The following is a 12,809-nucleotide window of genomic DNA, read 5'->3' on the forward strand; positions in this document are numbered from 1 at the left end:
ACCTGATCCATTCCGAACTCAGTAGTGAAACGCTTCAGCGCCGATGGTAGTGTGGGGCTTCCCCATGTGAGAGTAGGACACCGCCAGGCTTTAAATCGAGAACCCCGAGCTAACGCTCGGGGTTTTTTTATGCCTGACGATTAACGCTCTCGCCTTTCCATAGTCATCGCCGTATAATTGCGCAATGAATGACGTAATCGAATCAACAAACCTATCTTGCTTGCACAGCTTTCGCCTGCCCTCAGAAGCAGCGCGAATTATTGTGCTTGACGATCTATCTCAGCTTAGCGGCATACCGAGTAACGCGTATGTATTAGGTGCGGGTTCAAATACTCTGTTTCTTGAAGATATTGAATTTCCAATTTTACATGTGCGATTACTCGGTATCGAAATCCATGAAAGTTTGGATTTTTGGCAGGTACACGTTGCAGCGGGCGAGAACTGGCATGAACTTGTGTGCAAGCTTCACGCGCAAGGAATTTTCGGTTTCGAAAATCTTGCTTTGATCCCAGGTACCGTTGGTGCTGCTCCGGTACAAAATATTGGCGCTTATGGTCGCGAAGTGAGCGAATTTATTGAGAGTGTTGAAGTATGGGATCGTCATTCGCAATCCCGCTATAGGTTAACTAACGATGCTTGCTACTTTGCCTATCGCGATAGCATTTTTAAGCAAAATCCTTCGCGTTGGTTAATAACAAGTGTGCGGTTCAAGATTCCAAAGAATTGGCAAGCTGAAGTCAGTTATGGAGAGCTAAAAACTTTAAGCTTGCCGGTTACACCAGCAGACATACTTGAAAAAGTTATCGCGATTCGTACGGCTAAACTTCCTGACCCGACGCGGGTTCCAAATGCTGGAAGTTTCTTTAAAAACCCATTAGTTGAGTCTTCTCAACTTAAAGAATTAATTTCCCGCTATCCTGAGATGCCATATTTTACAAGCCCCTCAGGTAAGATTAAGTTAGCCGCGGGCTGGATGATCGATTATCTGCGGTTGAAGGGGTATTCAATAGGCGGTGCGGCGGTGCATGATAAACAGGCGTTGGTATTAGTTAATAACGGTTCGGCTACCGGGAAAGATGTATTGAATCTTGCGCGGTATATTCAGGATAAAGTTAACCTTGAGTTCGGTGTTAATCTTGAAGCAGAAGTTCGACTGATAGGTGGGCAAGGAATGATGTCACTATGAAACCACAACGATGCGACAGAGTAGTACGCGTAATAGAGCGATTAAGTGATGGTCACTTTCACTCAGGTGAAGCTCTTGGAGCGCTTTTAGGTGTTAGTCGTACCGCCGTAAGCCAGTATATTAAGGATATTCAAGGTCTTGGCGTGGATGTGTTTCGTATCACAGGTAAGGGGTATCGACTCGCAGCACCGTTAGCGCTTATTAACATGGAACAAATCCAAGCAAATATTGCAGCTCGAGGTGAGCGGGTTGATAATATTCATCTTGAACGCATCTTGGCCTCAACAAACGATTATATTAAGCAACACATTGGGCGAGGAATCGACCCAGGTTTTACGATTTTCTCGGAGGCTCAAACGCAAGGGCGAGGTCGCCGCGGTAAGCGCTGGGTATCGCCATTTGGCAGTAACTTATATATGAGTATGTATTGGCGCCTTGATCAGGGCATGAGCGCCGCTATGGGGCTCAGTATTGCCTTGGGTACGGTCATAGCCGAACTGCTATCTGAACTGGGTGTGTTTGATGTGGAAGTGAAATGGCCGAACGATGTCCTAGTTAACGGCAAAAAAGTAGCTGGTATATTAATCGAACTTGAGGGGCAGGCGCTTGGTGTTGCTCATTCGATTATTGGCATCGGATTGAACTTAACGATGCCACCTTGGTTGGCTGATCAAATTGACCAACCTTGGACTGATCTTTCTACGTTGTTGAATGGTAAGTTTAATCGCGACGAAGTGGCGGCCGCGCTAGTTATAAAATGCCGTAAGGCATTGCTGGCGTATAATGAATCTGGGCTCAATCGTTTTCTCCCGAGTTGGCAGAAATACGATCGGTTGGCGAAGCAACCCGTACGTATTTTAATGGGCGACAAAGAACTTCATGGTATTGCCGAAGGTATAGACGAAACCGGCGCGTTGCTTGTAAAACGTGAAGGAAATTTAGAACGATTCCACGCTGGAGAGGTAAGTTTACGATATGGCGCATAAATTACTGATAGATGCAGGTAATACCCGAGTAAAAGCTGCACTGATGGATGCAGAAGGGCATCTAGAGCCATGGTTGAATGTCGCATACGATGAACTGGTTGGGCACACTATTTCATCGGACGTTGAAAGTGTGTGGCTTGCTGCTGTAAGTAGCAAAAATCGCAAAGAAGTCGTTGAAGCTTGGTTAAGCCAAGTTCCGTCTCTCACGGTGAACTCGGTGAGATCTGAAACTGCGGCTTTTGGCGTTAAAAATTCTTATTCAGAGCCCAGTAATTTAGGTGTTGATCGCTGGTTGGCAATGCTTGGTGCTTTTGATGAACAACCTAAAGCTACAGTGATTATTGATGCTGGAACTGCGATTACTGTTGATTGGGTGGATGAACATGGACAACATCTTGGTGGCTGGATAGCGCCAGGGGTTAACCTAATGAAAACCTCAGTACTCGATCGCGCTCCAAATGTTTTTGCCGAGATAGAAGCTGAAGAGCATTGGGGAAAAGCGCAACAACTTGGACAAAGTACCCCAGATTGCCTGTTAAATGGTTGTGTGAATACTTTTGTAGGACTTGTTAGGCAAGCTATTTCGGTTTCTGAAACCGAACTGGATTGGTTCGATTACCGCATTCTATATAGTGGCGGCTCAATTCCGTTGTTACCAGCGGATATTAAGCGCAGAGGCGAAGTTCGTACTGAATTAGTCTTACAAGGTTTGGCCTGTTATGCACGTCAGGAAAAATGACGACATAACTTCGTCGCGATATAAGTCTAGATATAAAAAAGCACAGCGAAGGCTGTGCTTTTTTTGTTTGCTTCGTTTCGCTTAAGATAAGCGGTCGCGGAAATCTTCGTAAGTGAACTTACGAATGAGTTCGAAGCGACCATCGCGTCTCAATATGCCGATGCCTGGATGTTCAACGCCGTTAAAAAACGATGTCTTCACCATGGTGTAATGCATCATATCTTCAAAGATTATTCGATCACCTCGCTGCAGAGGGTATTCGAAACTATAGAGCCCAATAACATCTCCCGCCAAACAAGAATTGCCACCGAGTTTGTAAGTATGCGGTAGTACGCCCGGCTCTCGTGCATTGGTGATGGTTGGTCTATATGGCATCTCTAAAACATCAGGCATATGTGCAGTAGCCGAAATATCGAGCAATGCTATTTGCCCATCGTTCTCAATAATATCGACAACTTCAGCTACAAGCGGGCCTGTCTGCCACGCAACGGCTGAACCAGGTTCAAGAATAACCTGAAGGTTATAGGTCTGTTTCAAGCGTTTCAGTTGGCTGATGAGATGGTCAACATCGTAACCTTGTCGGGTCATAAGATGACCGCCACCTAAATTCAGCCATTTCATTTGGTGCAAGAGATCGCCAAATTTTTCTTCCACTGCTTCCAGCGTGCGCTCAAGTGCGAGCGAGTCACATTCACATAAATTATGTACATGTAACCCCTCAATACCGGTGAGGTCTGCACCCTCTAAATCTCGCAGACGAATCCCTAAACGCGAACCAGGTGCACTTGGATCGTACAGTTCAGTTTCAGCCTCTTGATGCTCTGGGTTAATTCGCAAACCAGCTGAAACACCAGCTGTGAGTACTTGTTCACGATAAGCGTGCCATTGCGACATACTGTTAAACGAAATGTGGTGTACCAAGGGTAGCAAGGCATCAATGTCGGCTTGTTTGTATGCAGGCGCGTACGCATGAACTTCGCGACCGAACTCTTCCGCAGCGAGTCGCGCTTCCCAGACAGAGCTTGCCGTGCAGCCTTTTAGGTATTCACGCACGAGCGGGAACGTGCTCCACATTGAAAAGCCTTTAAGTGCAAGAATAATATGCGCTTCGCTTTCTTGCTGCACACGCTGCATCAATTTTAGGTTTTTCTCTAACGCCGCCTCGTCACAAACGTAACAAGGCGACGGAATGTCCGAATTTAAGAACGGATTGGTCATAGTTATTAGCGCTTAAATGGAGAATCAGTTTCTACCACCTTCCATGGAAGGCCGTATTGGTTTAGACGGTTCATGAACTCATCTGGATCGAACTGTTCCATGTTCCATACGCCTGGTTTCATCCAATGGCCTTGCAGCATCATTGAGGCGGCAATCATTGCAGGAACACCGGTTGTGTACGAAACAGCTTGAGCACCGACTTCTGCATTACAAACTGCATGGTCACAGTTGTTGTAAATGAAGATGGTTTTCTCTTTACCGTCTTTGATACCTGTTACATAAGTACCAATGCAGGTCATGCCAGTATAACCTTCCGCTAATGATCCAGGATTAGGTAACACGGCCTTTAAGAATTCAAGCGGTACGATTTTTTGACCCTGGAATTCGACAGGTTGAATTGACGTCATGCCTACGTTTTCTAAAACGCGTAGGTGGGTTAAATATTGCTCGCCAAATGTCATCCAGAAGCGCGCACGTTTAATGGTTGGGAAATGCTTAACCAGTGATTCTAATTCTTCATGGAATAATAAATACGATGCACGAACACCAACTCCTGGGTAGTCCAAGTCTTCACGAACACTGATTGGATCAGTTTCATGCCACTCGCCATTTTCCCAGTACTTGCCACGTTGAGTAATTTCGCGGATATTAATTTCTGGATTAAAGTTGGTCGCAAAAGCTTGACCATGATCGCCACCGTTACAGTCGACGATGTCTAAATAATGTACTTCATCGAAGTAGTGCTTGGCTGCATATGCAGTGAACACATTGGTCACGCCCGGGTCAAAACCAGCTCCCAATAGCGCCATAATACCTTTTTCTTTGAACTTATCCTGATAAGCCCACTGCCAAGAGTATTCGAACTTAGCTTCGTCTTTTGGCTCATAATTGGCGGTATCTAAATAATGTACGCCAGTCTCGAGACAAGCATCCATGATTGGCAAATCTTGATAAGGTAAAGCAACATTGATCACTAGGCTCGGCTGCACTTTACGAATTAAATCAGCCACTTCGCTGGCATTGTCAGCATCGACGGTATACACACCGACAACACGGTCTTTGCCCACTTCTTCTTGAAGCTTTTCGCACTTGGATACAGTACGGCTAGCAAGGTGAATTTCAGAGAAGTATTCTGGCAACATTGCACACTTCTTTACCACTACGCCAGCTACTCCGCCAGCACCAATAATTAATACTCGAGACATGAAATATAACCCTTTTGTTGCGGGTGAATACAAAGGCTAAACGATAGCATAATTTTACTAAATCAGCATATTTAGATGACTATTTTAACAGTCTTTACCGAGTGAGTTCGAGGTATTCGCGGGCTATTTGGCGCAATTGATTTTGCATGGTTTGTTGGCTGCTGTAACCGTAGCGTTGCGTGAGGCGAGCAAGGTCATCGGTGGTATTAAGGATTTGGCCCGGTAGCGTGAGTCCGGTCACTTTAATAGGCAGCTTCATGTCGCACACTGTCCATGCGAATTGGGCTTCGGTAAACGGGAGGTTACCATGCGCAAACCCGCCGAGTATCTGTCTGGCAACTTGGTGTGTCGCGGCGGAAATATTCACTGAAGTATGCGCTTTCCAGTCGAGTTCCGCATTGCAATAGTCATGCAAAACACGAATCAGTTCTTGGCTACGGCGGGATAGACCGCTAGCTACTATGGCATTGGGGTAACCACTGGCCATGTTTAGCTTGCGCCCTATACGAACTATCTGGAAAGACGTTTGCGTCCAAAACTCTATGACGTCGGGGCTGGCACCGAAGCTTGAACCAAGCGCATCAATGTTAGCGCGCTCTGCTAGCTTGGTAAGATGGACCAGTAATTGCAGCCCGACACCTTGACGCCGCACATCGTCATGCACAGCGATTCGCGTAACGCGCCACCATTGCCAGTTCAGAACCTCTTGTTGCTGCAGATAAAAGGCGATAGCTTGCGGCAAAATATTGCCATTTAAACGGCGTTTACCTTCTTTAATAGGCGTGTGCAATGCTTCAGGAAGCGGTCCTTCGTGGCCGTACCAAATGACACCTATAAGCAGACGATTACGACGGGCTAGCACTAATCGCTGTTCATCATCGTCGAGCAATAGGCGTAGGTCATTCGGGCTACTTTGATAATGCGCTTCCAGTAGCAATATGATGACTTCGGTTAAGTCAGCTTCACTCAATTCACTAGCGTGAGTGTCCTGAAACTCTAACGGTGCTTTCGAAGCGAGTGCATCAGCCGTCATCTGTGTGTGCTGTACTTGCATGAGCAGAGCTTGGTTAAGCCACGGCTCACAGGTGTCAAATGTAGACCAACGAATAGGGCGTTCAAGTGTATGTGCTTTACAGACGCGCTGTTGCTGGATCCATTCCAAAAAGCGCACCGCAAAGCCTCTGCCGCAGCCTTCATAGCCATCGACGGTGGTTGCGATGGCCCATACTGTAAATCGTTGCGCGAGCTGCTGTAACACATGCATAGGAATGGCAGCAGCCTCGTCAATAATCAAACGAACGCTTTGCGCAGGATAGTCGGAGAGCAGCTTATCCCAGGCAACAAACCGCACTGATTGTGCCGCATGTTCTAGTAAAGTTGATACCGCTGAGGGACGAGGGCCTGTTACGACCAGTTCACGGCCGCGGTAATTACGTATCCATGCCTGACATGCCAACCCGAGCGTTGTACTTTTTCCGCGTCCGCGGTCGGCCATTAAAATATGGCAGGTTCCGGGTAAATCGATCATGCAGTCGACAATTAGTTTTTGATCAGCGTTTGGCAAATGAGGCTGGTCGACCTCAGGTAGCTGTTCAGTACACAGCTTTTCAGTAAGTCGCTTCAGATCGACATCTGGGCGAATGACTTCGATACGTTCGAAGCGATCAGCACTTTTTATCAACCGTGTTTTGAAGGGCGTGTCAGTAGCAGGTAAAAATACATAAAGTATGCCGCCACCGTTAACAGTTCCGGCCAGCGCAGCCAGCGCATCGGCATGAATGACCTGATTAAACTCTAATAAAACGGCACTATTATTGGTGCCAAGATAATCACGGTATCGATGCACTGCGACTTCTGCGTTGCCGCTATCGGATAAATGCAAAACAGCATCATGCTGCCTAAAAATGGCCTTTTTATGGAACGTAAGCCAGTCAGGTGGACCGTCAAATAAAAAGACTGCCCGAACTCGAGCAGTCTCTAAATGTTTGGCGATACGTTGAAGACTCATAATTTACAGGAATGAGTATCCAAAGAACTTGGTCAGCACTGTATTTAAGAAAATGACAGCCAAGATAACTGGGATAAATGTACCAATCGAGAAGCTTACGTATTTTTCTAGCCATGACGTAGCATATGCTTGGTTACCTTCGCTTAACTCTGCGGTGAGTTGAGAGCGTTTCCAACGGAAACGAACGAATAAGCAGATCAATAAACCGTTCAACGGTAAAATTGTGTCATAAAAAACATCGTAAATAACGTCAAACACCGATTTATCGGCGCCGGCGTAGCTGGTAAATGCGGTGAACCACGGTACCAAGCCAAATGAAGTAGCGGCAACCAGTGTCAGAATCGTTGTGGCAATCCCCATCATCAGTAAAGCGCGTTTACGAGAAATATCGCGCTTCTCCATTAATGACGATGTAGGCACCTCAATAATTGAAACGAGCGACGTTATCGCGGCCACGAAAGCCAACAAGAAGAACACTGTTGCTGCAACGCTGGCGGCAAAATAACCCACTGAATCCGACAGGGCTAAGAAGATGTTCGGAAAGAATGAGAAAATCATGCTCACCGATGAATCACTTAGAGTTTCTGGATTCGTTTCTGGATAAATTGCAAAAATAGCCGGTAAGGTCATTAAGCCCGCAATAAAGGCTACTGCTGTATCTGTTAACGCAACCAACTTACCGGAGGTAACAATATCGTCACTGCGGCGGAAATATGAACCGTAGGTGATAAGGATACCCATCCCCAATGAAAGCGAGAAGAAGGCTTGGGCAAGTGCGCCATTAATCACGGAACCATCAATTTGGCTAAAATCAGGCACCAAGTAAAATTGAACACCGGCCCATGCGTTATCGAGAGTAAGCACGAAGGCGACTAATAGCAGTAACATCAGAAATAACGTAGGCATCAGAATTTTTGATGCACGCTCAATACCTTTGCGAACGCCGCCTACTAAGATGAAATTAATGATGATGGTTACGGCAACTAAATACCAAATAAAATCATAATCATTAACGAACTTCCCGAAATATCCTTCGGAGGCGAGTGCATCGAGGTTACCTGTTAATGACTGCACTAGATAACCGAATATCCATACCGTAATGACCATGTAAAACACCGCAATCATAAACGGCGTAATGGTGGCGAGTAGGCCAGCAATTCGCCAGCGCTTTAAACCTTGGCCGAGCTCTGAATAGGCACGGTAAGGACTATGCTGTGAACGGCGCCCAAGCCCCATTTCTGCCAACATGACCGGCAAACAAATGAAAGCGACAAACAATGCATAAATAAGTAGAAAAGCACCCCCACCGTTTTTGGTGGCGGCTACAGGAAAACCGACCAAGTTGCCGATACCTACGGCTGAACCTGCTGCGGCTAATATAAATCCGATTTTTGAGCTGAAATGCTCACGCGCTGCGCTCATAGAGAGAACCCTTGTTCATCGTTATTATAATGGATTGCAAACTGGCCAATCCTAGCGCATGCGCGGTGCTCCGGCAAGCAGACCAGACCAATAGTCGGAAATTTGCGCCTGAACAGCCGAACCGGCAGGTTAGTACAACATGCTGTAGAGTTTGCGTCGGTAACTTGCTGCTAAAGGGTCACCTTTTGGTAAAGCGTTTAACATATCCAATGCCTGCTGTTTGGCGTGACCAAAATTTAGATCTTGTCGCAACACAGCAAAAATATGTTCCAGTGCTTCTTCTGCTCGATGGGCGGCGTAGAGTTTGGCCGCTAGCTCGAGTCTTAACTCGTGATTGTCGGGTGCGCCGGTAAGTTGCTCCGCAAGCTGTCTTAGTTCAGGTGAGTCGGCTGCTTGCTTGGCGACATTCAACTTACTCGTCACGTGCTGATAATATTGATCTTGGTCGGCCATACGAATTGAAGTGAGTAACTGTTCAGCTTGTTCCAAGCGGCCTAATTCGCAAGCCGCGTCGGCAAGCACTATCTGAGCTTGACTGCTATCGGGATTAATATCGACAGCCTGTTTGGCCAGCGTATAGGCTTGTTCGTACTCGCCAGTTTCGATGCCCTGTAACGCCTGTGTTACGAGTTCATCGTCTACCGTGGGTAAATATTTTTCGATACGAGCGCGAATTGAGGACTCTGGCTCAACGCCAGCAAAACCGTCAACCGGTTGTCCGTCTTTAAAAAATATAACTGTCGGTAGACTGCGAATATTAAATTGGGTCGCCAATTGCTGCTGTTCATCACAGTTAACTTTGGCCAGAACCACCTGAGTGGAAAATGCGGCTGCTAACTTTTCTAATGTAGGCATCAGTTGCTTGCAGGATTCACACCAGTCCGCCCAAAAGTCGATAATGACTAACTTATCTTGCGAGCCTTCAATAATAACGCGTTGAGCGTTTTCTAAATTTATATCAATTACCACAGCTTGAGTCACAAAAACCTCTTATCTAAGAAAACCAGCGTATTAACTTTTGCTTAAAGGACGTGTAAGGAGGATACCGGAAACTCGGATCGATCTTAAACGGTCGCGTCATAACTGATTTTAAGTGGCTAAAGGTATTAAAGCCAAACTTACCGTGATAACGACCCATACCGCTCGCGCCAACGCCGCCAAACGGCAATTTGGGGTTTAACATAAACATCAGTGTGTCGTTATTGCACTGGTTGCCCGCATGGGTGTGCTCAGTTAAGTGCGTAAGTTGGCGCTGTGAACGGCTGAATCCATAAAGGGCTAAGGGTTTGTCACGTTCACGAATAAACTCGATGGCTTCAGCGAGGTTCTTGATTTTAACAACGGGCAAAATAGGACCGAAGATCTCCTCTTGCATCACGTTACTTGAAGGCGACACATGGGTTAATACGGTGGGCTGCAAGTACCGCTCTTGGGCATCGGAATCTCCACCAAAAGCTACTTGACCATCACTGAGGTATGCACGTAAACGTTCAAAGTGTGCCTTGTTTACAATACGACCATAGTCATCAGCCAGTTCCGGCTCGTTGCCAAAAAACTCTTCCGTTGCCCGTTTTAATTCAGCGATTAAGTCATCATGAACGGTTTCATCAACCAATACATAATCAGGAGCTATGCAGGTTTGCCCAGCGTTAAGCCACTTTCCCCACGCTAAGCGGCGGGCGGTAACTTTTATATCCGCATCAGCGAGTACCACGGCAGGACTTTTCCCACCAAGTTCTAGTGTGACTGGCGTTAGAAACTCAGCGGCTGCCTTCATCACAATACGACCAACCCGTCCGCCGCCGGTGTACATGATGTGGTCAAACTTATGCGCTAACAATTCGGTCGCTACGTCCGCGCCTCCAGTTACCACGTGCACGGCTTCTGGTGCTAAGTAGTCCGGTAGCAAGCGCTCAATGAGCTCTGCTGTGCGCGGAGCCAGTTCGGAAGGTTTCACAATAGCGCAGTTTCCTGCTGCGAGAGCTGCAACCAGCGGGCTAAGCAATAACTGTAATGGATAATTCCATGCACCGATAATGAGCACTACACCCAGTGGTTCGGGGTATAAATGGCTACGGCCCGGCCAAGCTAAAAGTGGTTGCGAAACACGAGTGGGGCGCATCCATTTCTTTAAATGCTTTGCGGTGTGTCGAATGTCGCTGCGTAAATAGCCCAGCTCGGTAAGCCAACCCTCGGCATTGGACTTGCCTAAATCTGCATTCAACGCTTGTAACAGCTCGCGTTCGTGTGTTTCGAACATACTTTCTAACTGTTTCAGTTGTTGTAAACGCCACGCAAGTGGTCGCGTTAATCCGCTATCATAGCTGGCGCGTAACCGCTGTAACTGCGTTGTTATTGAGGAGCTCATGCAAGACCGCCTAATGTTATATTTTTAGTTTCTTGATATTCAGCCAAACCATAGCGCGAACCTTCGCGACCGATGCCTGATTCTTTGACCCCGCCAAATGCATTGTAAGCATGCGAGATAGCCCCGGTATTGATACCTAGCATACCGCATTCCAGTTGTTCGCTGACGCGTTGAATACGCGCATAGTCTTGTGCACAAAAATAACCAGCTAAACCAAACGGTGTATCATTGGCAAGCTGCACACCCTGTGCTTCATCGGTAAAGGTTTGCACTGCAATGACCGGGCCAAAAATTTCTTCTTGGGCGATGCGCATTGTGTGTTTGACCTTTGTGATTAACGTAGGTGCATAAAAAAGCTCACCCAATTCGCTTAATACCCGACCGCCAGTTTTAATTTGTGCACCAGCCGCGGTTGCGTCGTCAATTAATTCTGTGACCTTGCTAATGGCGTCTGCATCTATCAACGGCCCGTAATCAACCTCATCGGCGTTGCCGGGGGCCACTTTTATGCCATTTAGGGCGCTTTCTAACTTTTCAATAAAGGCATCGTGAATACTTCCTTGCACCAGCACACGATTCGCACTGATGCAGGTTTGGCCGGCATTGCGGAATTTACATGCAATAAGCTCTTTAACAGCAACATCTATATCAGCGTCGTCAAACACTATAAAGGGGGCATTGCCGCCCAATTCCAACGACACTTTTTTCATCGTGCCAGCGCATTGCTCCATAAGCTTTTTACCGACAGCAGTAGAGCCGGTAAAAGTAAATTTTCGTATTCGCGGGTGTTGTGTGAACACTTCACCAACTTCGCGCGAGTGGGTAGTGGGCACAAAATTAATAACCCCATCCGGAATACCGACTTCACTTGCTAACTGAGCCAGCGCTAAAGCCGACAAAGGTGTTAGCTGTGGTGGCTTCACCACGATTGTGCAGCCGGCGGCAAGCGCGGGGGCTACTTTGCGGGTAATCATAGCGTTTGGAAAGTTCCACGGGGTAATCGCCGCACAAACACCAACGGGTTGTTTGATAATCCAACTGCGCTTATCTGTTGAGCTTACCGGTAATATGTCGCCATAATTACGCTCAGCTTCGCCCGCGAACCAATCGACAAAGCTTGCACCGTATTCCACTTCACCAATAGCTTCGGCAATTGGTTTACCTTGCTCAGCACTCATCAGTTCGCCAAGAGCTTGCTTATTGTCGAGCATGCTTTGATACCAGCGTTGAAGAAGATCAGCGCGTTGCTTCGCGGTTTTCGAACGCCATAACGGAAGTGCTTTGTGAGCAGCCTCAACAGCGCGTTCAGCTAAAGCAGCATCGCCATTCGCAACTTCAGCCAAGGTGTCGCCGTTAGCCGGGTTGGTCACGGCAAAGCGTTCGTCTGTAGGTATCCAATGTCCATCAATAAACGCGTTCGTTTGAATCAGTGATCGCATGGTGTGGGTTGGCATAAGCATTCCTAATTTATTTGAATGTATAACAGAGTATTGGGCTTAAACGCCATAAGTTCAATGCCAGTTTAACTTGTGTTCTTTTAACATTTAGCGTATAGTTCGCGGCCTCAGGGTCATTACCGCTATTGATGGGAGCGGACTTACCCCTGAATTTGCTGGGGTAACAGCGCCTATTTCCTGCCAGAGTGTTCATCGTGTTCTGTAGCGTGGCGTATATCAA

The 12,809-nt window shown here is 47.0% G+C and carries 10 protein-coding genes and 1 rRNA gene; 4 read left to right on the forward strand and 7 right to left on the reverse strand.

Annotated elements, in window-relative coordinates; translation table 11 throughout:
* From rrf to ACN0UY_RS00020, 4 genes are all read left to right on the forward strand, one after another.
* Positions 1–89, forward strand: a 5S ribosomal RNA gene (gene rrf / locus ACN0UY_RS00005); the annotation flags it as partial.
* A 95-nt stretch (positions 90–184) separates the two neighbouring features.
* Entirely contained in the window at positions 185–1,186 is a 1,002-nt protein-coding gene (gene murB / locus ACN0UY_RS00010) for a UDP-N-acetylmuramate dehydrogenase (RefSeq protein WP_417664803.1), read from the forward strand.
* Entirely contained in the window at positions 1,183–2,172 is a 990-nt protein-coding gene (gene birA, locus ACN0UY_RS00015) for a bifunctional biotin--[acetyl-CoA-carboxylase] ligase/biotin operon repressor BirA (protein WP_417664804.1), read from the forward strand. Before murB ends, birA begins: the two co-directional genes overlap by 4 nt.
* The gene (locus tag ACN0UY_RS00020; protein ID WP_417664805.1) at positions 2,162–2,911 is read left to right on the forward strand and encodes a type III pantothenate kinase; all 750 of its coding nucleotides are present in this window, start codon (positions 2,162–2,164) and stop codon (positions 2,909–2,911) included. The genes birA and ACN0UY_RS00020 overlap by 11 nt, the downstream gene beginning before the upstream one ends.
* 81 nt (positions 2,912–2,992) lie before the next feature.
* Here ACN0UY_RS00020 and nspC read toward each other — a convergent pair whose 3' ends face one another.
* The 7 genes from nspC to ACN0UY_RS00055 all read right to left on the reverse strand — a co-directional run bounded on the left by nspC (position 2,993) and on the right by ACN0UY_RS00055 (position 12,586).
* Positions 2,993–4,129, reverse strand: a complete 1,137-nt coding sequence (gene nspC / locus ACN0UY_RS00025) for a carboxynorspermidine decarboxylase (protein ID WP_417664806.1) — start codon at positions 4,127–4,129, stop codon at positions 2,993–2,995.
* Between the two features lie 5 nt (positions 4,130–4,134).
* Positions 4,135–5,334, reverse strand: a complete 1,200-nt coding sequence (locus ACN0UY_RS00030) for a saccharopine dehydrogenase family protein (protein ID WP_417659561.1) — start codon at positions 5,332–5,334, stop codon at positions 4,135–4,137.
* Positions 5,335–5,428: 94 nt separating this feature from the next.
* Entirely contained in the window at positions 5,429–7,342 is a 1,914-nt protein-coding gene (locus ACN0UY_RS00035; RefSeq protein ID WP_417664807.1) for a GNAT family N-acetyltransferase, read from the reverse strand.
* Positions 7,343–7,345: 3 nt separating this feature from the next.
* On the reverse strand, positions 7,346–8,764 hold the full coding sequence (locus ACN0UY_RS00040; protein ID WP_417664808.1) for a sodium-dependent transporter: 1,419 nt from the start codon (positions 8,762–8,764) through the stop codon (positions 7,346–7,348).
* Between the two features lie 129 nt (positions 8,765–8,893).
* Positions 8,894–9,745: a thioredoxin gene (trxA, locus tag ACN0UY_RS00045; protein WP_417664809.1), complete on the reverse strand. Its 852-nt coding sequence runs from the start codon at positions 9,743–9,745 to the stop codon at positions 8,894–8,896.
* A gap of 13 nt (positions 9,746–9,758) precedes the next feature.
* Positions 9,759–11,132, reverse strand: a complete 1,374-nt coding sequence (locus ACN0UY_RS00050) for an aldehyde dehydrogenase family protein (RefSeq protein ID WP_417664810.1) — start codon at positions 11,130–11,132, stop codon at positions 9,759–9,761.
* The gene (locus ACN0UY_RS00055) at positions 11,129–12,586 is read right to left on the reverse strand and encodes an NAD-dependent succinate-semialdehyde dehydrogenase (RefSeq protein WP_417664811.1); all 1,458 of its coding nucleotides are present in this window, start codon (positions 12,584–12,586) and stop codon (positions 11,129–11,131) included. The genes ACN0UY_RS00050 and ACN0UY_RS00055 overlap by 4 nt, the downstream gene beginning before the upstream one ends.
* Positions 12,587–12,809 lie beyond the last annotated feature (223 nt).

Origin of the sequence: Pseudidiomarina sp., assembly GCF_048268165.1 — a bacterium.
In the GTDB taxonomy this organism is placed as follows: domain Bacteria; phylum Pseudomonadota; class Gammaproteobacteria; order Enterobacterales; family Alteromonadaceae; genus Pseudidiomarina.